16 protein-coding genes are annotated in these 22,889 nt (G+C 75.3%); 6 read left to right on the forward strand and 10 right to left on the reverse strand.

Translation table 11 applies throughout. The features are described 5' to 3' along the window. Positions 1-32 precede the first annotated feature (32 nt). Entirely contained in the window at positions 33-1,793 is a 1,761-nt protein-coding gene (gene treZ / locus N7925_RS06125; RefSeq protein WP_274343280.1) for a malto-oligosyltrehalose trehalohydrolase, read from the forward strand. A 91-nt stretch (positions 1,794-1,884) separates the two neighbouring features. After that, on the forward strand, positions 1,885-2,904 hold the full coding sequence (locus tag N7925_RS06130) for an aldo/keto reductase (RefSeq protein WP_274343281.1): 1,020 nt from the start codon (positions 1,885-1,887) through the stop codon (positions 2,902-2,904). Between the two features lie 21 nt (positions 2,905-2,925). Here the strand turns inward: N7925_RS06130 and N7925_RS06135 are convergent, their stop codons facing one another. Then, a complete protein-coding gene (locus tag N7925_RS06135; protein ID WP_274343282.1) occupies positions 2,926-4,071 on the reverse strand; it encodes an aminopeptidase P family protein in 1,146 nt (381 codons plus the stop codon). Positions 4,072-4,268: 197 nt separating this feature from the next. Beyond that, on the reverse strand, positions 4,269-4,910 hold the full coding sequence (locus tag N7925_RS06140; protein WP_274343283.1) for a nucleoside/nucleotide kinase family protein: 642 nt from the start codon (positions 4,908-4,910) through the stop codon (positions 4,269-4,271). Positions 4,911-5,000: 90 nt separating this feature from the next. On the opposite strand from N7925_RS06140, the gene N7925_RS06145 reads away from it, so the two are divergent. Next, complete coding sequence (locus N7925_RS06145) at positions 5,001-5,393, forward strand: VOC family protein (RefSeq protein WP_265603761.1); 393 nt, start codon at positions 5,001-5,003, stop codon at positions 5,391-5,393. A gap of 37 nt (positions 5,394-5,430) precedes the next feature. Here the strand turns inward: N7925_RS06145 and N7925_RS06150 are convergent, their stop codons facing one another. Both N7925_RS06150 and N7925_RS06155 read right to left on the reverse strand, forming a co-directional pair. After that, positions 5,431-6,096 carry a LuxR C-terminal-related transcriptional regulator gene (locus N7925_RS06150; RefSeq protein ID WP_274343284.1) on the reverse strand — a complete coding sequence of 222 codons (666 nt, stop codon included), beginning with the start codon at positions 6,094-6,096 and terminating at the stop codon, positions 5,431-5,433. After that, complete coding sequence (locus N7925_RS06155; protein WP_274343285.1) at positions 6,084-7,316, reverse strand: sensor histidine kinase; 1,233 nt, start codon at positions 7,314-7,316, stop codon at positions 6,084-6,086. The genes N7925_RS06150 and N7925_RS06155 overlap by 13 nt, the downstream gene beginning before the upstream one ends. Positions 7,317-7,495: 179 nt before the next feature. Between N7925_RS06155 and N7925_RS06160 the strand changes: the two genes are divergently transcribed. Continuing rightward, the gene (locus tag N7925_RS06160) at positions 7,496-8,194 is read left to right on the forward strand and encodes an ABC transporter ATP-binding protein (RefSeq protein WP_274346404.1); all 699 of its coding nucleotides are present in this window, start codon (positions 7,496-7,498) and stop codon (positions 8,192-8,194) included. After that, positions 8,191-10,959 carry an ABC transporter permease gene (locus N7925_RS06165; protein WP_274343286.1) on the forward strand — a complete coding sequence of 923 codons (2,769 nt, stop codon included), beginning with the start codon at positions 8,191-8,193 and terminating at the stop codon, positions 10,957-10,959. Before N7925_RS06160 ends, N7925_RS06165 begins: the two co-directional genes overlap by 4 nt. A 161-nt stretch (positions 10,960-11,120) precedes the next feature. Here N7925_RS06165 and N7925_RS06170 read toward each other — a convergent pair whose 3' ends face one another. From N7925_RS06170 to N7925_RS06195, 6 genes are all read right to left on the reverse strand, one after another. Next, entirely contained in the window at positions 11,121-12,044 is a 924-nt protein-coding gene (locus N7925_RS06170; protein ID WP_274343287.1) for a LysR family transcriptional regulator, read from the reverse strand. Positions 12,045-12,090: 46 nt separating this feature from the next. Further along, positions 12,091-13,290: a glycine C-acetyltransferase gene (locus tag N7925_RS06175; protein WP_274343288.1), complete on the reverse strand. Its 1,200-nt coding sequence runs from the start codon at positions 13,288-13,290 to the stop codon at positions 12,091-12,093. A gap of 110 nt (positions 13,291-13,400) precedes the next feature. Continuing rightward, the gene (gene tdh / locus N7925_RS06180) at positions 13,401-14,429 is read right to left on the reverse strand and encodes an L-threonine 3-dehydrogenase (protein ID WP_265598492.1); all 1,029 of its coding nucleotides are present in this window, start codon (positions 14,427-14,429) and stop codon (positions 13,401-13,403) included. Positions 14,430-14,825: 396 nt separating this feature from the next. Beyond that, positions 14,826-17,309: a protein kinase domain-containing protein gene (locus N7925_RS06185; RefSeq protein ID WP_274343289.1), complete on the reverse strand. Its 2,484-nt coding sequence runs from the start codon at positions 17,307-17,309 to the stop codon at positions 14,826-14,828. Position 17,310: 1 nt separating this feature from the next. Then, on the reverse strand, positions 17,311-19,491 hold the full coding sequence (locus N7925_RS06190; protein ID WP_274343290.1) for a bifunctional serine/threonine-protein kinase/ABC transporter substrate-binding protein: 2,181 nt from the start codon (positions 19,489-19,491) through the stop codon (positions 17,311-17,313). A gap of 9 nt (positions 19,492-19,500) precedes the next feature. Next, entirely contained in the window at positions 19,501-20,277 is a 777-nt protein-coding gene (locus N7925_RS06195; RefSeq protein ID WP_274346405.1) for a hypothetical protein, read from the reverse strand. Positions 20,278-20,591: 314 nt separating this feature from the next. On the opposite strand from N7925_RS06195, the gene N7925_RS06200 reads away from it, so the two are divergent. After that, positions 20,592-22,889, forward strand: a complete 2,298-nt coding sequence (locus N7925_RS06200; protein WP_274343291.1) for a tetratricopeptide repeat protein — start codon at positions 20,592-20,594, stop codon at positions 22,887-22,889.

Consider the following 22,889-nt stretch of genomic DNA (forward strand, 5'->3'; position numbering starts at 1 on the left):
CGCGCGCCCCGCCCAGGGACGAGGAGTGGTGGATGCAGTTCGAGGTGTGGGCCCCCGAGGCGGACTCGGTCGTGCTGGAGGCGGCGGACGTCCGGTGCCCGATGGAGCGTGACGCGGGGCGCGAGGGGTGGTGGACGGCCGAGACGGAGGCCTCGGACGGGCTCCGGTACGGGTTCCGGCTGGACGAGGGCCCCCTGCTGCCGGACCCCCGTTCGCGGCGCCAGCCGGACGGGCCCGACGGGCCGAGCGCGGTCGTCGACCAGGAGGCGTACGCCTGGCGCGGGGCGTGGGCGGGGCGGCGGCTGAACCGTGCGGTGCTGTACGAGCTGCACGTGGGGACGTACACCCCCGAGGGCACCTTCGACGCTGCGGCGGCGCGGCTGGGCCATCTGGCGGAGCTGGGCGTCACCCATGTGTCGCTGATGCCCGTCTGCCCGTTCCCGGGCGTCAACGGCTGGGGGTACGAGGGCGTCTCGCTGTGGGCGGTGCACGAGCCGTACGGCGGACCCGAGGGACTGAAGCGCTTTGTCGACACGGCGCACGGGCTGGGGCTCGGGGTGGTCCTGGACGTCGTCCACAACCACCTGGGCCCGTCCGGGAACCACCTGCCCGCCTTCGGCCCGTACTTCACCGACACCCACCACACCCCGTGGGGCGCGGCGGTCAATCTGGACGCTCCGGGCTCCGACGAGGTGCGGGCGTTCCTGCTGGGCAGCGCCCTGGCCTGGTTGCGCGACTACCGGCTCGACGGGCTGCGGCTCGACGCGGTGCACGCGCTGGCCGACACCCGGGCGCTCACCTTCCTGGAGGAGCTGTCGGCGGCGGTCGACGCGCTGGCGGTCGAGGTGGGCAGGCCGCTCGGGCTGATCGCCGAGTCCGACCTCTGCGACCCGCGCACCACGACCCCGCGTCCGGCGGGCGGCCTCGGGCTGCACGCCCAGTGGAACGACGACTTCCACCACGCCCTGCACACCGCGCTCACCGGCGAGTCCCAGGGCTACTACGCCGACTTCGCCCGTGCTCCGCTCGCTGCCCTCGCCAAGACGGTGACGTCGGGCTTCTTCCACAACGGGACCTTCTCCAGCTTCCGGGGCCGCACCCACGGCCGCCCGGTCGACGTGACGCGCACCCCGGCCCACCGCTTCGTGGGCTACGCGCAGACGCACGATCAGATCGGCAACCGGGCGCTCGGCGACCGGTCGGCCGCCTCCCTGCCCCCCGGGCTCCAGGCCTGCGCGGCGGCCCTGGTGCTGACGGGCCCGTTCACGCCGATGCTCTTCATGGGCGAGGAGTGGGGGGCGCGGACCCCCTGGCAGTTCTTCACCGACCACACGGACCCGGAGCTGGCCGAGGCCGTACGCAACGGCAGGCGGCGGGAGTTCGGCGCGCACGGCTGGGCTCAGGAGGAGATCCCCGACCCCCAGGACCCGGCGACCCGGGACCGCTCCTGTCTCGACTGGACCGAGCCGGAGCGCGAACCGCACGCTCGACTGCTCGCCTGGTACCGCGAACTGATCGCGCTGCGGCGCTCGTTGCCTGATCTGCACGATCCCGACCTGGCCTCGGTGAAGACCGCTTACGACGAGGACGCGCGCTGGCTGGCGTACCGCAGGGGCGACCTGCGGATCGCGGTGAACCTCGCGGACAAGCCGGCCGCGATTACGCTGGGCTCCGGACGTCACCGACGGCTCGGTGGGCGGGTGTTGGCGGCCTGGGAGACCGTGGAGGCCCCGGGGGCGGACGGGGTCCTGCATCTGCCGCCGGAGTCGTGCGTGGTCCTGGCCGACGACTGAGCGGAGACAACGGACCGTCAGCTTTCTTGCCTTCGCGTGCACTTCAACTCGTAGCGTTCGGCGCAGTGCACGAAACCACGAGAGGAACACCATGAAGCAGCGATTCCTGGGCCGTTCGGGGCTGCGCGTCAGCGAACTGTGCCTGGGGACGATGACGTTCGGCCAGGACACCGACGAGGCGGCCGCCCATCGGATCCTCGACACGTTCACGGAGGCGGGCGGCACGTTCGTCGACACCGCCGACGTGTACAACCACGGCGTCTCCGAGGAGATCGTCGGCCGGTGGCTGAAGGGCCGCAGGCGCGACGATCTCGTCATCGCCACCAAGGTGTTCGGGACGATGGGCGAGTCCCCGAACGCGGGCGGGCTGAGCCGCAAGCACATCGTGTCGGCGGTGGAGGCGAGCCTGCGCCGCCTCGGCACGGACCACATCGACCTCTACCAGACGCATGTGTGGGACGCGACGACGCCGGTCGAGGAGACCCTCTCCACCCTGGACACGCTGGTGAAGGCGGGCAAGGTCCGCTACCTCGGCGCGAGCAACGTCTCCGCCTCCCAGCTCCAGCGCTCCCAGGACCTCGCGGACCGGAACGGCTGGGAGCGGTACGTAGCCCTCCAGCCGCTGTACAACCTGCTGGCGCGCGAGATCGAGTGGGAACTGGTCCCCGTCAGCGCGGCGGAGGGCGTCGGCATCATCCCGTGGAGCCCGCTCCAGGGCGGCTGGCTGACCGGCAAGTACCGGCGCGGGATGACCGCCGCCGCGCCGGGGACCCGGGAGGCCCGCTACCAGGAGGAGCTGGGCCGGGAGGCCTGGCGGGAGCGGGACAACGAGGAGACCTGGAGGGTCGTGGAGGCGGTCGTCGCGGTGGCCGAGGAGGCGGGCCGCACTCCGGCGCAGACCGCGCTGCGCTGGCTGCTCGGCCGTCCCGGCGTCACCGCGCCGATCGTCGGGGCCCGGACGCCGGAACAGCTGGCCGACAGTCTCGGCGCGGCGGGCTGGGAGCTGACGGCGGAGCAGGCCGAGCGGCTGGACGCGGCGAGCGCCCGGCCGCTGCCCTACCCGTACGACGTCCTGCACCGCTTCCGGGACCGGGAGCCGCGCGACGACTGAGCCGGGGAGGCCCGGGGCCGTCTACTCCACGACGGCCAGTTCGCGGGCGGTGGTGTTGAGCCGCCGCCCGCCGTCCTCGGTGACCGCCACGATGTCCTCGATCCGGACGCCGAAGCGGCCCGGGAGGTAGATGCCCGGCTCCACGGAGAAGCACATGCCCGGCACCAGCGGCTGCTCCTCGCCCTCGATCATGTAGGGCGGCTCGTGGGTGGTGACGCCGATGCCGTGGCCGGTGCGGTGGATGAACCGTTCGCCGTAGCCGAATCCGGTGATCACCGCGCGGGCGGCCCGGTCGATCTCCTGGCAGGCGACGCCGGGCCGGACGGCGGCACAGCCCGCCTGCTGGGCCTCGCGGACGATGTCGTGGACCCGCTGCTCCTCGGCGGTGGGCTCGCCGACGTGAACCGTACGGGAGGTGTCGGAGCCGTAGCCGTGCTTGAGGCCGCCGAAGTCGAGGACGACCATGTCGCCGCGCTCGATGGTGCGTGCCCCGGCCTCGTGGTGCGGGTTGGCCCCGTTGGGGCCGGAGCCGACGACGGTGAAGTCGACCTGGGAGTGTCCGAACTCGCGGAGGAGGGCGGCCAGATCGGTGGCCACGTCGACCTCGCGGCGGCCGGAGAAGCGCACCTTGAGGATCTCCTCGTACGTGGCGTCCGCGGCGGCTCCGGCGGCGGTGAGCCGTTCCAGCTCGGCGGCGTCCTTCACCGCGCGGAGCATCGGGAGCGCCTCGGTGAGCGCGGTGTAGGAGGTGCCGGGCAGCTCCCGCTGGAGGCCGAGCAGATGCATCGCCCAGGCGTTGTCGCTGACGCCGAAGCGGCCCTCGGCGTCCAGCAGCGGGGCGGTCACCGCGTACGGGTCCTTGCCGTCGGTCCAGTCCCGCAGGGTGAGGGCGGGCGCCCCGGTGGCGGCGGCCGCGTCGGGGGCCTCCAGGGTCGGGACCACCAGGACCGGGTCCTGGCCGGCCCGCAGCACGAGGAGGGTGAGGCGTTCGGTGCTCACGGGGCGGTAGCCGGTGAGGTGGACGAGGTCGGGACCCGGCGCGACGATCACCCCGGCGAGCCCGGCCTCGGCGGCGGACTCGGCGGCGCGCGCCATCCGGGCCCGGTAGTCGGCGGCGGTGAAGGGCGGCGGGGCGGACTGCTGGGCGGACGGGCTCGGGCTGGACATCAGGGCCTCCTGGCGGTGCGACACGGCACACAGCATCCTGCCCGCCCGGCGGGGCGTGCGCGACCGGCTTGCCGGAGTGCGTCGGACGTCGGCGACGCCGGCGGGCGCCATCGGGAACGACCAGCAGGCGCCGTCGGCAACGACCAGCCGCCGCCATCGGCAACGACCAGCAGGTGCCGTCGGCAACGACCGGTCGGTCAGAGGCGCACGATCAGGTCCGCCCGGTCCCGGCCCCGCTCCACCAGCCGGGCGTTCGCCTCGTCGGACCGGGCCACCCACTCCTCCGCGCGCCGCCGGGGCCTGCCGTGGCGGACATGGCGGTCGACGAGCCGGCGCACCCGGGCCTCCGGGTCGAGTTCCAGGAACCACACCTCGTCCAGCAGCCCGCGCACCGGGGCCCAGGGGCCGGCGTCGAGCAGCAGGTAGTTCCCCTCGGTGACGACGAGCGGGACGTCCGGCTCCACGGGCAGCGAACCCGCGACCGGCTCCTCCAGGGACCGGTCGAAGGCCGGGGCGTAGACCGCGTGCAGCGGGTCCGGTGCGCGCAGCCGCCGCAGCAGGGCCGCGTACCCGGCCGCGTCGAAGGTGTCGGGGGCGCCCTTGCGGTCGGCGCGGCCGAGGCGGTCCAGCTCGGCGGCGGCGAGGTGGAAGCCGTCCATCGGGACGAGGGCGGCGCCTCCGTCCAGGGCCGCGACGAGCCGTTCCGCCAGGGTGGACTTGCCGGCCCCGGGCGGGCCCGCGATCCCCAGGACCCGTCGTCCTCCGGTCGCGGCGAGGGCGCGGGCCCGGTCCGTCAGGGCGGCGAGGCCGCCGGCGCTCGTGCCGTCCACGATGTCCATGCGGGGCATTGTGCGACGACGGGGAGCCCAGGCGTTAGTGTGACGGCGTTAGTGTTACGTATAACCTCATCGATGGAAGGCTCCCCCGCCATGTCCCGTATCGCCCTGGTCACCCTGGTCGTCCGCGACTACGACGAGGCGCTCGCGTTCTACCGCGACGCGCTCGGCTTCGAGCTGGTGGAGGACACCGACCGGGGCGACGGCACCCGCTGGGTGGTGGTGCGCCCGCGCGGAGCCGCGCCCGGCACGGGGCTGCTGCTGGCCCGCGCGAAGGACGAGGTCCAGAGCGGGGCCGTGGGGGCGCAGACGGGCGGCCGGGTCGGCTTCTTCCTGCACACCGAGGACTTCGCGGCCGACCACGCCCGGATGGCGGCGGCCGGGGTGCGGTTCCTGGAGGAGCCCCGGCACGAGCCGTACGGCTCCGTCGCGGTCTTCGAGGACCTCTACGGCAACCGCTGGGACCTGCTCCAGCCCGCCGCCTGACCCGCACGCCCCCGGTGCGACCCCGCCACCGGCCCCCTTACGAGGTGGAGCCGTCCCGGCCCTCCAGGTAGGCCAGCACCGCGAGGACGCGGCGGTGGACGGCGCCGTCGTCCGGCTCCAGGCCGAGCTTGGCGAAGATCGAGCCGATGTGCTTGCTCACCGCCCGTTCGGAGACGGTGAGTTCGGCGGCGATGGTGGCGTTCGCCTTGCCCTGCGCCATGTGCTCCAGGACCTCGCGCTCGCGGGCGGTGAGGCTCTGGAGCGGGCCCGCCGAGGACTTGCGGGTGAGGAGCTGCGTGACCACCTCCGGGTCGAGCGCGGTGCCGCCCGCCGCCACCCGGTCCAGGGCCTCCAGGAACTGCTCGACCCGGCCCACCCGGTCCTTGAGCAGGTAGCCGATGCCCCGGGCGCCTTGGGCGAGCAGCTCGGCGGCGTACGTCTCCTCGACGTACTGCGACAGGACCAGGATCGGCAGGCCGGGCAGTTCGGCGCGGGCGGCGATCGCGGCCCGCAGCCCCTCGTCGCGGAAGGTGGGCGGCAGCCGTACGTCCAGCACGGCGACGTCCGGGCGGTGTTCGAGCAGGGCGGGCAGGATCTCCGGGCCGGCCGCCGCGTCGGCCACCACCTCGTGTCCGGAGCTGGTGAGCAGGAGGACGAGGCCCTCGCGCAGGAGGGCGTTGTCCTCGGCGATCACGATCCGCACGGCAGCTCCACTTCGATGTCCGTCGGCCCCCCGGTGGGGCTGCTGACGCGGGTGGCGCCGTCCAGCGCGGCGACCCGCCGCCGGATGCCCACCAGCCCGCTGCCGGCGCGTTCGTCCGCGCCGCCGCGACCATCGTCGCCGATGGTCACCCGCAGGAGGCCGGGGGGCCGGTCGACGCGGACCCGGGCGGCGGTGGCGCCGCTGTGCTTGCTGATGTTGGTGAGCGCCTCGGCGACCACGAAGTAGGCGGCGGCCTCGATCGCGGCGGGCAGCCGCCGCCCGTCCTCCACCGCGTCCAGCTCCGCCGTGACGGGTACGGCGACATCGGCGGCCAACGCCCGTACCGCACCGGCCAGTCCACGGTCGGTGAGGACCGGCGGGTGGATGCCGCGCACCACGTGCCGCAGCTCGGCGAGCGCGGCTTCGGCCCCGTCCTGCGCCTCGTCCAGGCGGGCCCGCGCGGCGGCCGGATCGCGGTCGAGCAGCTGTTTGGCGAGCCCGATCCGCATCGACAGGGCGACGATCCTGGCCTGGGCGCCGTCGTGCAGGTCCCGCTCGATACGCCGCAGTTCGGCCCCGTGCGCGGCGACCGCGCCGGCCCGGCTCTCGGTGAGGTGGGCGATCCGCTCGGTGAGTTCGGCGGCGGGCGGCGGGGCGAGCAGGGCCATGGTCCAGCCCGCCGAGAGGTCGGCCAGCACCGGGTGCCAGCGCAGGGCCCAGCCGGGCCGGTCGGGCGGCTCGATGCCGTACTCGTCGGCCCGCCGCCGGTCCACCAGTCCCACGACGGACAGCGCGATGCCGTCCACCAGCAGGGCGACGGGCCAGAGGATCATCGTGAGGTAGCCGAGCCCCATGCCGAAGAGCGTCTGGACGGGCAGCCAGAGCGCGAGCCGCCAGGTGGTCCGGTCGGTGAGCGTCCGGCGGACCCGCTCGGGCAACTCGCCGCCGCCCAGCGGCGGATACGACGCGGGGCGGTGTCCCGGCCCGAGCCGGGCCGCCGCCCTGCGGCTCTCCGCCGAGGCGGCACGGCGCAGCAGCGTGGCGGCCTCCGGCAGCGCGGGCAGCCCGATGATCGCGACGGCGAAGAGGAGGGCGGCCACCACCAGGAACGCGCCGACGTAGGTCAGCATCGCGACCCCGATGCCGATGAGGAGGTAGCGCGAGGCGTCCCAGGAACGCCGGACGGCGACCGTGAGGGGACCAGGTGGTGAGCTGCTCATGGCAGCCCACGGTACGGGGGCGGGCCCGCCGCCGGAGGGGGGCGGTCCCCCGGCCGGGGGTGGAGCTGGCTGTACCCCGGGTCCGGTAGTGCGCACCCTCGCCCGGACGCGTCCCGACTCATAGCGTTCTAGCAGGTCAAACGGTACGGGGACGGTGGAGGCGAACAGTGGGTACGACGATGGTGGAGCAGGCGGCCGCGCTCGGTCTGGAGGGGGTGAGCCGGAGCTACGGGCGACGCGGGAGCAGTCGGAGGACGACGGCGCTCGACGGGGTCAGCTGCGCTGTTCCGGCCGGCAGTTTCACCGCGGTGGTCGGCCCCTCGGGTTCGGGCAAGAGCACCTTCCTCCAGGTCGCGGCGGGCCTGGACCGGCCGACCTCGGGCACGGTCAGGATCGCCGGCACGGATCTCGGGTCGCTCTCGGAGGCCGCGCTGACCCGGCTGCGCCGGGACCGGATCGGGTTCGTCTTCCAGTCGCACGCGCTCAACCTGGTGCCGTCGCTGTCCATCGAGGAGAACGTGGTGCTGCCGCTGGTGCTGGGCGGCGCGGACCCGGGCGGCCCAGATGTGCTGGCGCGGGGACGGGAGTTGCTGGCCCGGGTGGGTCTCGCGGGGCGCGGCGGCGACGGGCCGTCGACGCTGTCGGGCGGCCAGCAGCAGCGGGTCGCGGTGGCGCGGGCGCTGGTGACGGAGCCGGAGGTGATCTTCGCGGACGAGCCGACCGCCTCCCTCGACCCGGAGTCCGCGGCGCTGGTGCTGGCGCTGCTGCGGGACGCCGTACGGATCGAGGGCCGCACGGTCGTGATGGTCACCCATGACCCCGTGGCGGCGAGCTGGGCGGACACCGTGCTGACGATGGACGGCGGTCGGCTGCGATGAGAAGGCGTACGGGCGCGGCGGCCCAGGAGCCGTCGGAAGTACCGGACGGGCGTACGGGCGCGGCGGCCCAGGAGCCGTCGGAAGTACCGACCGGACGCACGGGCGCGGCGGCCAGGAAGCCGTCGGGAGCCCGGACCGGACGGGTGAGCACGGCGGCGCGGGAGCCGCTGGGGGTGCGGCAGGGGTCGCGGCGGGCGTCGGCGTTCCTGGCCCGGCGGTCGCTGGCCACGCACCGGCGGGCCTGGGCGGCGGTGATCGTGGCGACGGGCGCCGCCGCCGCGCTGGTCGGCGCGTTCGCGTTCGTCGTCGGCTCGCTGCTGGTGGCCGCGCCGCCGGTGCAGCGGTACGCCGGCGCGGACGCGGTGGTGGCGGCGGACCAGAAGGTGTCGTACACCGCGAAGCCCTGGGGCAGTGAACCGAGGACCGCGACGGCGTATCTGCCGGAGCGGGCCCGCCTGGACCGGTCGGTGCTGGCCGCGGTGGCGGGGGCCGACGGGGTGGCTAAGGCCGTCGCGGACGATTCCGTGCCGGTGTCCACGGGCAACGGGCATCCCGCGGTGGGCCGCTCCTGGCCGTCCGCCGTGCTCACCCCGTACGAGCTGGCCGAGGGCCGGGCCCCAAGGGACGCGACGGAGGTCGTCCTGGACGGCGCGCTCGCGGCGGGCGGTCAGGCCCCGGGCGAGCGGGTCGTGCTGCGGGCCGGCGGAGCCGCCCGGACGTACACCGTCAGCGGGATCGCCCGCTCCGGGGCCGGGGGCGACGCTCCGCCGGCCGTGTTCTTCACCGAGCCCCGGCTGACCGCCCTGGCCGGGCACCCGGGCCGGATCGACGCGATCGGCGTGGTCGCGGAGCCGGGCGTCTCGCGGGACGCGCTGCGGGACGCGATCGGCGCGGTCCTGCCGGAGCGTTCGGGCGTCCCCGGGTCCGACCGGGGGGTGCGGGTGCTGACGGGTGCGGAGCGAGGGGAGGCCGAGCACGTGGACGCGCTCGGCGGACGCGGTGACCAGCTGGCCCTGCTCGGTTCGATCGGCGGCACCGTGCTGATGGTGGCGCTCCTCGTGATCGCCTCGACGCTGTCCCAGGCGATCCATCAGCGGTCCGGGGAGCTGGCGCTGCTGCGGGCGGTGGGGGCCTCGCCCCGTCAGCTGCGGTCCGCGATCGGCCGGGAGGCGGGCCGGGTATCCGCGGCGGCGGCACTGCTGGGCGGCATCGGTGCCGTGCCACTGGGTCTCGCGATGCGTTCGCTGCTGACGACCGATGCGCTGCCGCTGCCGGTGCCGTGGTGGCTGCCGCCCGCCGCGGCGCTGACCGGCGGGCTGCTGGTCGCGCTGCTCGCGCGGCCGGTCGCGATGCTCGCCGCCCGGTCCATCACCCGGCTGCGGCCGGCCGCCGCGCTGGGTGCGGTGACGGCGGACGAGCCGAGCGAGCCGGGACGGTTCCGTACGGTGGCGGGGGCCGTGCTGGCCTTCGCCGGGATCAGCTCGGCGGGGGTCGCGACGACGCAGAGCGGCCAGGCGGCGGGCGCCGCCGCCTCGGGCGCGGCGTTGTCCCTGGTGATCGCGGTCGCCCTGTTGGGGCCCCGGATCTCCCGGATCGTCCTGGGCGTGCTGGGTCGCCCGCTGCGCCGGGTGGGCGGGGTCTCGGGGTTCCTGGCCGAGCGGGCCGCCTCGGCGCACACCCGGCGGCTCGCCACCGCGTTCACCCCGATCGTGCTGGTGGTCGCGTTCGTCTGCGTGCAGCTCGCCTCGGGGCCGACGATGGAGCGTGCCTCCGGCCACCAGGCGTCCGCCGCGCTGCGGGCGGACCTGGTGGCGACGGGCGGCGGGGCGGGGCTGCCCGCCGGGGCGGCCCGGGCGGTGCGGGAGGCTCCGGGGGTCACGGCGGCGACCGGGGTGCTGCGTTCGGCGGTCGTCCTGGCCGACCGGCAGGCCGGCGAGCCGGTGCTGACCCGGCTGCCCGTGCTGGGCGTGGAGGCGCGCGGCCTGTCCGGCACGCTCGATCCCGGCGTCACGGCGGGCGACCTGGACCGGCTTACGGGGCGGGACGCCGTCGCGGTCGGGGCGGACCGGGCGAAGAGCCTGGACGTCGGCCCCGGGGACCGGGTCGCGCTGCGGCTCGGCGACGGTACGCGGGTGGAACCCCGGGTCGTCGCGGTGTACGAACACGAGCTGGGCCTGGGCGAGTTCCTCTTCCCGCGCGAGGCGTTGGCGGGCCATGTCTCGGCCGCGCGGGACCAGGCCGTGCTGATCCGGACCGGGGGTGCGTCCGGTGCGGACCCGGCGGCCGCGGTGCGTCGGGCGCTGGCTCCGTACGGCGGCGGGGTCGCGGTACGGGCCGCCACCGGCGACGACGTGGCGATCGCTCCACCGGTGTCGGACGGGGACAACGCCGTGATCGTCATCGGCGTCGGGGTGATCGGCGGCTTCGCGCTGCTGGCGGTGGTGAGCACGCTGGCGCTGATCACGGTCGGCCGCCGGGGTGAGTTCCGGCTGCTGCGGATGGTCGGCACGGGGCGTCGGCAGCTGCGGCGGATGCTGGTGCTGGAGACCGGTCTGGTCACGTTCGCCGGGCTGGTGATCGGCACGGCGGTGGCCGCGATCCCGCTGACCGCGTTCGCCGTCTCGGTGGCGGGCACGGCACCCTATCTCCCGCCGGTGCACTACGCGGTGATCGCGGGGGCGGTGGCGCTCGCCGCGGCGGCGGGGACGCTGGTCCCGGGCGCCTCGGCCGGAGGACGCTTCGTCCTGGGACGCCGGGCGGGGTGAGGGGTGAGGGGTGAGGGGCGGCGGGGCGAGAGGCGGCGGGGCGGGGCGGGCCAAGAGGCAAGCCGAGCGTCCGGCGGGGCGGGCCGGGAGACGGGCTGGGCGACGGTCGAGGCGGGCCGAGAGGCGAGCCGAGCGTCGGGCGGGGCTGGGCGGGTCCGGATTCAGACCCGCGCCAGGCCCGCTTCCCGTACGGCCACCGCCTCCATCGCGTCCAGCACCGGCCGGATCAGCGGATGGCCCTCGGCCCCCTGTCGTACGGCCGCGAAGACGCGGCGGGTCGGGGCGCTGCCCTCCACGGGGCGGACGACCACCCCGGTCAGCTCCATCCCGCGCAGCGCGGACCGGGGCACCAGGGCCACCCCGGCGTCGGCCCCGGCCAGGGCGACCACGGCGCGGAAGTCGTCCGAGGAGTGCTCGAGGCGGGGGGCGAACCCGGCGAACTCGCAGGCCAGGACCACCACGTCATGGCAGGGGTTGCCCGGGTAGGGCCCGATCCACGGGTCCTTCGCGAGGTCGGCGACCGCCACCTGGTCCTGGTCCGCGAGGCGGTGGCCCACCGGGAGCACCGCGTCGAACGGCTCCGAGTACAGGGGGACGCGGGTCAGGCGGCGGTCGTCCTCGGCGGGGGCGCCCCGGTATTCGACGGCCACCGCCACATCGACCTGCCGGTCCAGCACCATCGGCACGCTCGCGTCGCCCTCCGCGTCCTGGACCCTGACCCGGATGCCGGGCGCGGTGCGGGCCAGCTCGGTGAGGGCGGGGGCGAGGACGAGGCCGATGCCGGTGGCGAACGCGGCGACCGTGACCGTACCGGCGACGCCCGCGCTGTAGTCGGCCAGCTCCGCCTCCGCTCGCTCCAGCTGGGCCAGGACCACGTTGGTGTGGCTCAGCAGGATCTCCCCGGCGGCCGTGAGCCGGGTGCCGCGCGCACCGCGTTCGACGAGGCGGTGGCCGGTCTCCTGCTCCAGGGCGGCGAGCTGCTGGGAGACGGCGGAGGGCGTCAGGTACAACGCGGCGGCGGCCGCGGTCACCGTGCGGTGGTCGGCCACCGCACGGAGGATTCGCAGCCGCCGCGCATCGATCATGTGCCCATTGTCCCAGGTCGCGGCAAGTGCCCGACCCGGTGAGCGGTTACGCCTCCGCGTCCAGGGCGGCCCGCGCGTCGACGAACGCGTCCACCGCGCGGTTGACGTCGGCCGTGGAGTGGGCGGCGGAGAGCTGGACGCGGATCCGGGCCGCGTCCTGCGGGACGACGGGGTAGGAGAAGCCGATCACGTACACCCCGCGCTCCAGGAGCAGTTCCGCCATCCGGCCGGCCTTGCCCGCGTCCCCGATCATGACGGGGGCGATGGCATGGTCGCCCGGCAGGACGTCGAAGCCCTCCTCGGTCATCCGGGTGCGGAAGAGGTCGGTGTTGGCGTTGAGCTGCTCGCGCAGGTCGCCGGCGGACTCCAGCAGGTCGATGACCTTGAGGGAGGCGGCGGCGATGACCGGGGCGAGGGAGTTGGAGAAGAGGTAGGGGCGCGAGCGCTGGCGCAGCAGGGCGACGATCTCCGCGCGGGCCGCGACGTAACCGCCGGAGGCTCCACCGAGCGCCTTGCCGAGGGTGCCGGTGATGATGTCGACCCGGTCCATGACGCCGTGCAGTTCGGGCGTGCCGCGTCCACCGGGGCCGACGAAGCCAACGGCGTGCGAGTCGTCGACCATGACCATGGCGTCGTAGCGGTCGGCCAGGTCGCAGATCTCCTGAAGAGGGGCGACGTAGCCGTCCATGGAAAAGACGCCGTCGGTGACGATGAGGCGGCGGCGGGCCCCGGACGCCTCCTTGAGCCGCGTCTCCAGCTCGCCCATGTCGCGGTTGGCGTAGCGGTGGCGCTCGGCCTTGGAGAGCCGGATGCCGTCGATGATGGAGGCGTGGTTGAGGGCGTCGGAGATGACGGCGTCCTCGGGGCCCAGCAGCGTCTCGAAGACGCCGCCGTTGGCGTCGAAGCAGGAGGAGTAGAGGATCGTGTCCTCCTGGCCGAGGAAGGCCGAGAGCCGCTGCTCCAGCTCCTTGTGGACCTCCTGGGTACCGCAGATGAAGCGGACCGAGGCCATCCCGTAGCCCCAGCGGTCCAGCGCCTCGTGCGCGGCGGCGATGACCTCGGGGTGGTCGGCGAGGCCCAGGTAGTTGTTGGCGCAGAAGTTGAGGACCTCGCCCGCGCGCCCGCCGGAGGTGACGGCCACGGTCGCGGACTGCGGGGTGCCGATCACGCGCTCGGGCTTGTGCAGCCCGGCGGCGCGGATCTCGTCGAGGGTGGTGCGCAGGTCGTCGCGTACGGAGTCGAACATGCGGATTCCTTAAGGGATCAAGGGCGGAGGGCGGTCGGGAGATCAGGCGCGTCCGGCGGTCAGGCGCGTCGGGCGGTCAGACGCGTCCGGCGGTCAGACGCGTCCGGCGGTCAGACGGTCCAGTCGAGGATGACCTTGCCGCCGAGGCCGCTCGCGGCGTCGTCGAAGGCCGCTTCGAAGTCGCGGAAGCCGTACCGGCCGGTGATCACGGGGGCGAGGTCGAGGCCGCCCTCCAGCAGGACGGACATGGCGTACCAGGTCTCGTACATCTCGCGGCCGTAGATCCCCTTGATGGTGATCATCGAGGTGACGATGCGGGACCAGTCGACGGGGAACTCCTCGGCGGGCAGGCCGAGCATCGCGATGCGGCCGCCGTGCGTCATGTTCGCGACCATGTCGCGCATCGCCTCGGGGCGGCCGGACATCTCCAGACCGATATCGAAGCCCTCGCGCAGTCCCAGCTCCCGCTGCCCGTCGGCGATGGTCCGGTCCGCGACGTTGAGGGCGAGGCTGACGCCGACCTTGCGGGCCAGCGCGAGGCGGGCCTCGCTGACGTCGGTGATGACGACGTTGCGGGCCCCGGCGTGCCTGGCGACGGCGGCGGCCATGATGCCGATCGGTCCGGCGCCGGTGATCAGGACGTCCTCGCCGACGAGCGGGAAGGACAGCGCGGTGTGCACGGCGTTGCCGAACGGGTCGAAGATCGCCGCGATGTCGAGGTCGACGGGGGTCCGGTGCACCCACACGTTGGAGGCGGGCAGGACCACGTACTCGGCGAACGCCCCGTCCCGGCCGACGCCGAGGCCGACGGTGGAGCGGCAGAGGTGGCGGCGGCCGGCGAGACAGTTGCGGCACTTGCCGCAGACGAGGTGGCCCTCGCCGCTGACCAGGTCGCCGACGGCGATGTCCGCGACGTCGGAGCCGGTCGCGGCGACCTCGCCGGCGAACTCGTGGCCGAGGATCAGCGGGGTGGTGACCGCCTGCTGGGCCCAGCCGTCATAGGCGCGGATGTGCAGGTCGGTACCGCAGATACCGGTGCGCAGGACCTTGATCAGGACGTCGGTGGGGCCGTACTCCGGCTCCGGCACATCCATCAGCCACAGTCCGGGTTCGGCCTTCTGCTTGACGAGTGCCTTCACGGCTGCGGCTCCCTGACGTCGGTACGCGAGTGGATACCCCGGGCCTCGGGGCAAGTCGGAAGAACCCTGCGGCCCGGGGTGGTTTTCGGGTGGTCGCCCCCATGGCGGGGCGCGGCGGGACGGGACGGAGCTCGTCGCGCGGCTCCACGACGTACTACGGCTGCACGTCGCACGGCTCCACGACGTACGGCTGCACGACATATCGCTGCACGTCGTACGGCTCCATGCGCCATCCTCGGCCGTCACGGAGAAATCTGCCGTACGACGGGGCCCGGGTCCATCGAGGATTTCTTAAGCACGGCCGCAGGAGATCTTCACGCCTGGCCGTGGCTTCACCGACCGCTGCCGTCGCCGGGGCTCCGCCGTGGCGGCGGTCACCGGCCTCCGCCGCGGCGGCTACACGTCGCCGAACGGGCCCAGGAAGCGAGGGCGGCCCTTCTCGATCCGGTAGAGGAAGATCCCGTTCTCGTACCGCAGCACCTGGCGGGTCGACGGGTGGAAAGCGAGCGGGCGCACGATCCCCCGGTGCTCGGTACGGACGAGCCGCCCGGCGATGCCGCTGCGCACCTCCCCCGAGGCGCTGGTGGTCCCGGCGGCGCGGGCGATCAGGCCGACCGCATCGTACGCCTCGGCGGCCCAGGTGCCCGGGGGTGCGCCGAAGCGTTCGCGGTGGGCTGCGGTGAACTTCCCGGCCGAGGGGAGGGCCATGGGGTCGGCGTACGCCTCGGCGAAGACCCAGCCCTCGGCGGCCTCGCCCGCCCCGTCGAGGAAGGCGGGCCCGAGGGCGGGTCCGGCGGCGACCCTGCTGCCGGTGAAACCCTCGCCCGCCAGCGCGGTGGCCAGGCGGGCGGCCCGGGTCGCGTCGGCGCTCGCGAGCACCACGGCGTTCGCCCCGCTGGTCATGGCCTTGCGTGCGGCCGCGCCGAAGCCGGCGTCGCCCTGTGGGAGCGCGTGTTCGATGAGAGTGGCGTCGGCCGGCGGGATGTCGCGGAACGCGCTGCCCAGTTGTCCGCCGAGGCCGGCGCCGCCGCTGTCCTGGACGAGGAGGACGCGCTCGGCGGGGCGGGTCTGGACGACGTAGCCGGTGAGGCCCGGGGCGAGCATGCGGTCGTACGGGCGGGTCACGCAGAGGTGGGCGGCCGTCCCGGACGCCGTGGTGGAGCCCGCCGCGACGACGACCAGGGCGAGCCGCGCCTCCCCGTACCGCTGGACGACGTCCCCGGCCAGCACGGTGCCGGTGGGCCCGACCGCGGCGATGACGTCGGGGTCGGCGCCCAGCCGGTCGGCCGCCCGCAGCGCCCGGCGCGGGTCCCCGGCATCGTCCTCGGTCCGCAGCGCGAGGCGGAATGCCGTATCGGTACGAGCGTTGTGATCGGCGACCGCGAGCCGTACGCCGCGCTGGTGCGCCAGCCCGGCGGCGCGGCCGGGCCCGCTGAGGTCGGCATGGAGCCCGATCGTGTACGTGGGCGGTGTGCCGGAGCCCGACGCGGCCCCGGCGGACCGCCGCCCGGCGAGCCACGCCGCGGTGGAGCCGCCGGTGACCACGACGGCCCCGGCCGCACCGGCGATCAGGAGCCGCCGCCGCGTGAGGGCCGCCGCCGACGGTGCTGCTCCGTCCTCGTCCGGGGCCAGGGTGGCGGGCAGCGGCTCGGGGTCCGGCAGCGCGAGGGCGGCCGCGGAACGTGCGGCGATCAGCGCGGAGAGCCCGGGCGACACGAACCAGGACCCCGGGGGCGAGGCGGTGTCCGGCTCCACGGCCGGAGCCCCGCCCGGTACGGCCTCGGCACCCGCGTCCGGAGCCCCGTCCAGTACGGCCTCGGCAGCCACCCCCGAAGCCCCGCCCGGCACGACCCCAGCAGCCACCCCCGGAGCCCCGCCCGGCACGACCCCAGCAGCCCCGTCCGGAGCCGCCCCGGAGGCTCCGTCGCGCGCACCGCCCCCGGAAGCCCCGTCCCGGGCCACTCCCGGAGTCCCACCCGGGGCCGCTCGGGGAGCCCAGGCCGCACGGGGGTCCGGCGGCCGGAGCGGGACCGGCCCCGGGCTCTTCCCCGACCGGCCGCGGTTCCCTCCCCCGGCCGCCTCCAGGTCGTCGCCGATCCGGCTCGCCGACGGCCGGGCGGCCGGGTCCTTGCTCAGGCAGGCGGCGATCAGGGGCAGCAACTCGGGCGGTACACCCGCCAGGTCCGGCTCCTCGTGGACCGTACGGAACAGCACGCCGGCCGCGCCGGCCGCGCCGCCCTCACCGAACGGCCGCCGGCCCGTCGCCGCGTACACCAGGACGCAGCCGAGGGAGAACACGTCGCACGCCGGTCCCACCGGCCCGGCCGACGCCTGTTCGGGGGCGAGGTAGCCGGGCGTGCCGATCACCGCGTCGGTGGCGGTGAGTGCGGTGGCGCCCTCGTGGCGGGCGATCCCGAAGTCGATGAGGCGGGGGCCGTCGAGGGCGAGGAGCACGTTGCCGGGTTTGACGTCGCGGTGGATCAGCCCGGCCTCGTGGACTGCGACGAGCGCCGCGGCGAGCCGGCTTCCGAGCGCCCGGACGGTGGACGTGGGCAGCGCGCCGCCGGCGCCCACCACCTCGGCCAGCGAGGGTCCGGGGACGAACGCGGTCGCCAGCCACGGCTCGCGGGCCTCGGTATCCGCGCCGAGCACCGGGACCACCCACGGTCCGCTGATCCGGGCGGCGGCCTCGGCCTCGCGCCGGAAGCGGGCGCGGAAGCCGGGATCGGCGGCGTGCTCGGCCCGGATCACCTTGACGGCGGCGAGCGCCCCGCCCGCCGTTCGCGCCAGGTAGACCACCCCCATGCCGCCGGCGCCGAGCCGGACGAGCGTGCGGTACGGGCCGACGGTGCGGGGGTCTTCGGTGGTGAGGGGCCGCACGTCAGCTCTTCGGCTTCGGGGCCGGGCCGAGATAGCGGTGGCGGCCCTTCTCCACCCGGTACAAATGGGCTTCCTGGCCGACGAGTCGCTGACGCTTCTCGTCGAACGCGTACGGGCGGGAGATCCCCTCGTACCGGGCGGCGGCGATCGCGGCGGTGAGCTGGGAGCGGGTGGGGCGGCCGCTCTTGGGCGGCCCGGCGCCCGGCTTCGCTCTCTGCCCCGCCCGGTCGGCCAGGGCGGCCAGTTCGCGGGCGACGAGCCCCGTCACGTCGTACGCCTCGGCCGACCAGGCGGCGGGGGCCGCGCCGAAGCGCTTGCGGTGGGCGGCGGCGAACGTCGCGGCGGCCGGGGCGCTCGCGTCGGTGAACGGTGCGACGAACTCCCAGCCGTCGGCCGCCGCGCCCGCCTGTTCCAGGAACTCCGGCCCCATGACGGTGTGCTGGGCCATGCGCGGTCCGGGGAAGGAGAGGTCGGCCAGGATGCGGGCGACCCGGGAGGCGCCGGCCGCGTCACCGGCGTAGAAGAGGGCGTCGCTCCGGTGGGAGAGGAGGTCGGTGACGACCGGGTCGAAGACGGTCGTCCCGGCGGGCACCACCCGGGGGTGCGTGGTGCCGGTGGTGAGGCTGGGCGTCATCAGGTTCGTCGTATAGCCCGCCTGGTAGGCCGTCTGACCGCCGGACCGGTCGATCAGGATGCCCAGCCGCTCGACATCGGGGCGGAGCAGGAGGCGGTGGACGATGGGGACGCAGAGCGAGGCGTAGGAGGGGGCGGCCTGGAAGAAGGAGCCGTTGGCCCGGGCGGGGAAGGAGATCTGGAGGGCCGACACCGTCAGGACCGGCAGCACCGCCTCGTCGTACGCGGCCAGGGCCGCCCCGGCCGCCGCGTCGCCCGTCGGGCCGATGACGGCGACGATCTCCGGGTCGCGGGCGAACTCCTCGGCGACGCGGGCGGACCGGGCCGGGTCCCCCTGGTCGTCGAGGACTTTCACGGCGAGCCGGAACGGCTGGTCGTCGAGGGAGTTGAAGCGGTCGACGGCGAGCCGGGCGCCGCGTTCCTGGGCACGTCCGGCGGCGCTCAGGGGGCCGGTGAGGTCGGCGTGCACGCCGATGATCCAGCGGCGTGCGCCGGGAGCTCCGTCCCCGCCGCCGTCGGGCTCGTCGCCGGTGAGGCGTACGGCGGCGAAGGCGCCCGCGCCGAGGGCCACCGCCCCGCCCGCCGCGAGGAGCAGGAACCGCCGCCGGCCGGGGGCGGGTTCCGGCGGGCCGGGCTCCTCGGCGACGGTGGGGTCGATGCCGGGCAGGGCCAGCACGGCGGCGGACCGTTCCGCGATGATCCGGACGACGTCCTCGGGCAGCCAGTCGGCGGTGGGGTCGGCCGGTACGTCCTCGGCTATCAGGGTGTCGAGGTCGGCGGCGGCCGGACGCGCACCGGGGTCCTTGGCGAGGCACCGGTCCAGGACCGCGCGCAGGTGGGCGTCGTCGATCCCGTCGAGGTCGGGCGCGTCGTGGACGGTCCGGTAGAGCAGAGCGTCGACCGCTCCGCTGCCGAACGGCGGCCGGCCGGTGGCCGCGTACGCCAGCAGGCAGCCGAGCGAGAAGAGGTCCCCGGCCGGTCCCGCGGTGTTCCCGGACACCTGCTCGGGCGGGAGGAATCCGGGGGTGCCGACGACGAGTCCGGTGGCGGTCAGCGCGGTGGCGTCGGCGGCGCGGGCGATCCCGAAGTCGATCAGCCGGGGGCCGGCGGCCGTCAGCAGGACGTTGCCGGGTTTGACGTCGCGGTGGACGAGCCCGGCTCCGTGCACGGCGGTCAGGGCGCGGGCGAGCAGCCGGCCGAGGACCATGACGCTGCGCACGGGCAGCGGCCCGCGCCGGGCGACGACGTCGGAAAGCGTGGGCCCGGGAACGAACTCCGTTGCGAGCCACGGGCGTTCGCTCTCGGTGTCGGCGCCGGTGACGGACACGGCCCAGGGACTGTCGACCCGGCGGGCCGCCTCGGTCTCGCGGCGGAAGCGGGTCCGGAAGTCCTCGTCCCCCGCGAGTTCGGGGAGGATCACCTTGATCGCGGCGAGCGCGCCGGCGTCGGTGCGCCCGAGGTAGACGACGCCCATGCCGCCCGCTCCGAGGCGGCCCAGGAGCCGGTGGCCGCCGATGCGGGCGGGATCAGTAGGTCGCAGATCGTCCATCGCCGGGCCTCAGCTCTGCTTCTCGACGGCGTCTTCGAGCCGGGACAGCATGGTGCCCTGCGCCTCGTCGACCAGGGTGTCGATCTCGTCCTCGGTGCGCCCCTTCGCCCCCTTGCCGGTCACGGCGACGGTGAACTGGAGGCTCTGCGCCTGCTGCCAGGAGTAGTGGTGCGGCCCGCCCAGTTCGGAGCTCCGGTACTCCCCCATCTCGTTGAGGAAGTCCTCGGAGCTGTTCTGGGTGCTCTCGCCGCCGAGGAGGCCCGCGGCGACCATGGATCCGATCGTCTCGCCCTCGCGCAGTTCCTGGGTGGGGCAGCGCATGCTCTCCTCGATCGACTCCGCCATCTCCCAGGCGGCGTCCTCGCGGGTACGGTGCACGGTGACGACGGCGCCGAGGCGCACCGGCCCCTTTCCCGCCTCGGCGGGCAGCTCGAACGACCGGGTGAGGGTGGCCAGGACGCTGTACGCGGGCTTCTGCTGCTGCCAGACACAGTCCTCGCCGAGCACGGGCCAGGTCGCGGGGTCGCTCTCGTACGGGCTCCGCTTCACCACTCCGGGGCCGAAGCTGTCGGGGCCGGCGATGACGCGGCCGATGAGGTCGCGCGCCTGGGCCCGGGTCTTCGGGAGCCGGGCGGGGTCGGGTACGGGCGAGGCGTCGGGCGACGGCCCGGCACCGGTGCCGCCGGCGGGGTCCGGGCTCGCGCCCGCGCTCATCGAGGCGTCGCGCTTCTCCGCTTCCCCCGGGTCGTCCGCCGCGCCGGAGCAGCCGGCGAGCAGCGCGGTCACCAGGGCCAGGGGCAGGGCGTACCGGCCCCTTCCTAACGGCACGTGACAGGTCACAACGTTTCCCCGTTCCTCCTCGACGCCGCGTCGATCATAGGATCGTCCGGCGTGGCAGGCGGGTGCCGATGAGGGACTGTTACCTCGTCGGGACATGCGTGGCACCCCCTGGGGCGCCGGGCCCCCCTCGGGCGGTCTCCGGAGCACCGGGCGGACGATCCGTGCCGCTCGGGCCACATGATGGGGAAACGCCGCCGCGAGCGCCCCGGATCTGCTGGGATGGGCGGGGAGAACACGCGTAGTGAGCACGGGGGCGCAGGGTGGGGTTGGAGTTCGGGCACGATCTCGGGCCGCTTCGTGCCCTGCGGGGGCTGCCGCTCTCCCCGCTCGTCACGGGGTACCAGCACGTCCAGGCCCAGCAACAGGCCCTGGGTCTAAGGCACATCGGCGACGCGTTGGTGGAGCGCGGGCGGGGGCTGCGGGTGCTCGACGGGCTCTTCGAGGAGGGCGCCGGGCGCCGCTGGCAGCACATCGGCCCCGATCGGCTCCGTCGGATCGGCGCCTTGCGCGGTGAGGCGTACCGTCCGCTCCTCGCCCGGCTGGAGACGGTGCAGCTCCAGGACCCCGCTGCCCTGCGCCGTATCCTCCTGTACCAGCTCGTCGAACTGCTCCAGGCCCACCCGCGGCACTCCGAGCCCGGAACCGCCGTCTCCCTGGGGGTCTGCCCGACGGAGGCGGCCGCCCTCGTCCGTGCGGCGGCCGCCTGCCACCGCCTCACTGGCGAACAACGGCGTGCGGCGGAGGAGTTGGAGGACTCCTGGGACATCGGGAGGGTGCGGCGTGCCGCCGGGCTGGCGTCCCTGCTCCCGGCGGGGGGCGGGGGCGACGCGCTGCTGCGGCGGCGGTTCGCGGACATCGCCGCACGCGCGAGGGAAGCCGACGTCGCCCTCGAAGCCGCGCAGGAGGCCGAGCGGTCGGGCGATGCCCGTGCGGCCGAGGACGGCTTCCTCAAGGCCGCCCGGCTGGCCTCCGACTGCCCCCGCGCCCGGCTCGCCCTCGTACGGCTGTACCGACCGGCGGTCGAGGGGAGCGCGGGGCCCGGCGCTGTACTGACCGCCCGTCACGTGTCGGATGCCGTGGCGTTGTCGCTCCGTCCTTCGCCATCGCCATCGCCTTCGCCTTCGCCATCGCCTTCGCCTTCGCCATCGCCATCGCCATCGCCATCGCCCGCCGACGCGACGCCCGAGCGGCAGGTCGTCCGGCTGACCCGGGTCCCGGGCGGGCCGGCCGTAATCGCCGAGATCGCCGGCGCCTCCTCGGCGGTCGGCTGGGTGGACCGGGACCCGCCGTTCGGCCAGGAGGTCCGCTACGCCGTGTTCCCGCTGCGGGACGGCCTGGTCGACGGCCCTCCCGTGGTCTCCGACGTCCTGCTCGTCGCCCCGGAGGTGTCCGCGTTGCGGTCCAGCACGGGGCCGGGCCGTATCGACGCCGCGTGGACCGAGCCGTCGGGGGCGCTGGACGTACGGGTCGTGCTCGACGGCCCCGACGGGCGGGTGGACGGCGTCGGGGTACGTCCGGGCGCGCTGACCGCGACCGGCCTGGACGTCGGTACGTACGTGCTCCGCGTCCACTGCCGCTACCGGTCGCCGGACGCCAGCGTGGTCGAGTCGGCGGGCACGGACCGTCACATCACCGTCCGCCCCTGGCCCGCTCCCGTGCACCGGCTCGATGCCACGGCGGGCCGGGGGTCCGTCCGGTTCACCTGGAGCGGCGGACAGGACGCGGACGTGCGCCTCGTCTGCTGGCCGGCCGATCCGCCGGAACCGGGGACCGAGCTGACCCACGACCCGGCGGCACCCTGGCCCGCTCCGCTGTCCTGGGAGGCGGTGGCGGACGGCCTGGCGCCTCCCCCGGGCTCCGTCACCCGGGTGTCCGCCCTGGCCGTTCTCGGACCGCACGCCGTGGCGGGTCCCGGCCTGCTCGTCGAGTGCCCGCCCGCCGTGGCCGGGGTGCGCGTGGAGCGGGTCGGCGGGGGCCGGGCCCGCGTCACCTTCGACTGGCCGGCGGAGACGGGCCAGGTGGCGGCCACCGTGGAACAGGACGGCGTGAGCTCCTCGCACCGCGTGACCCGCAGCACTTACGTCCGGGAGGGGCTGTACATGGACGTGCCGCCCTCCGCCTTCACCGTCGCACTCTCCGCCGCCCCTCGCACGGCGGACGCGGTGGTGGTCCCTCCGCCCGGCAGCGCGACCGCCGTCCCCGCGGACATCTCCGTCAGCTACCGCATCGTTCCCGGCCCCCGCCGAGGGCTGCGTCGCGGGCCCGCGCTGCTACGGGTCGCCCTGTCCTGTGCGGGTGAAGCACCTGACCGGCTGCCGGAGTTCGTCCTGGTGGCGAGGGCGGGCGGCGGGCGCGCCCCGATCCGGCCGCTCGACCACACCGACGGGAGGACCCTGCTCCGGCTCGACGGTGGCGCGTTGTCCGCCGGCAGTCCCGTCGAGCTGCCGGTGCCGGCGGACCTCCGGCCGCCCTACGTCCTGCGCGGTTTCCTCCTCGGCGACGGAGCCGCCGACGTACGACTCGACGAGCCCTCTCCCCCGACCCTGGTGGTGCGCTGA

The organism is Streptomyces sp. CA-278952, from assembly GCF_028747205.1.
Taxonomy (GTDB): domain Bacteria; phylum Actinomycetota; class Actinomycetes; order Streptomycetales; family Streptomycetaceae; genus Streptomyces.

Excerpts from the sequence above, each read along its gene's own strand:
- N7925_RS06165 (WP_274343286.1), top strand. The coding sequence starts at position 8,191 with ATGAGAAGGCGTACGGGCGCGGCGGCCCAGGAGCCGTCGGAAGTACCG.
- N7925_RS06175 (WP_274343288.1), bottom strand. The coding sequence starts at position 13,290 with ATGTTCGACTCCGTACGCGACGACCTGCGCACCACCCTCGACGAGATC.
- N7925_RS06135 (WP_274343282.1), bottom strand. The coding sequence starts at position 4,071 with ATGTCCAGCCCGAGCCCGTCCGCCCAGCAGTCCGCCCCGCCGCCCTTC.
- treZ (WP_274343280.1), top strand. The coding sequence starts at position 33 with ATGCAGTTCGAGGTGTGGGCCCCCGAGGCGGACTCGGTCGTGCTGGAG.
- N7925_RS06155 (WP_274343285.1), bottom strand. The coding sequence starts at position 7,316 with ATGAGCAGCTCACCACCTGGTCCCCTCACGGTCGCCGTCCGGCGTTCC.
- N7925_RS06140 (WP_274343283.1), bottom strand. The coding sequence starts at position 4,910 with ATGGACATCGTGGACGGCACGAGCGCCGGCGGCCTCGCCGCCCTGACG.
- N7925_RS06160 (WP_274346404.1), top strand. The coding sequence starts at position 7,496 with ATGGTGGAGCAGGCGGCCGCGCTCGGTCTGGAGGGGGTGAGCCGGAGC.
- N7925_RS06130 (WP_274343281.1), top strand. The coding sequence starts at position 1,885 with ATGAAGCAGCGATTCCTGGGCCGTTCGGGGCTGCGCGTCAGCGAACTG.
- N7925_RS06170 (WP_274343287.1), bottom strand. The coding sequence starts at position 12,044 with ATGATCGATGCGCGGCGGCTGCGAATCCTCCGTGCGGTGGCCGACCAC.
- N7925_RS06190 (WP_274343290.1), bottom strand. The coding sequence starts at position 19,491 with ATGGACGATCTGCGACCTACTGATCCCGCCCGCATCGGCGGCCACCGG.
- N7925_RS06145 (WP_265603761.1), top strand. The coding sequence starts at position 5,001 with ATGTCCCGTATCGCCCTGGTCACCCTGGTCGTCCGCGACTACGACGAG.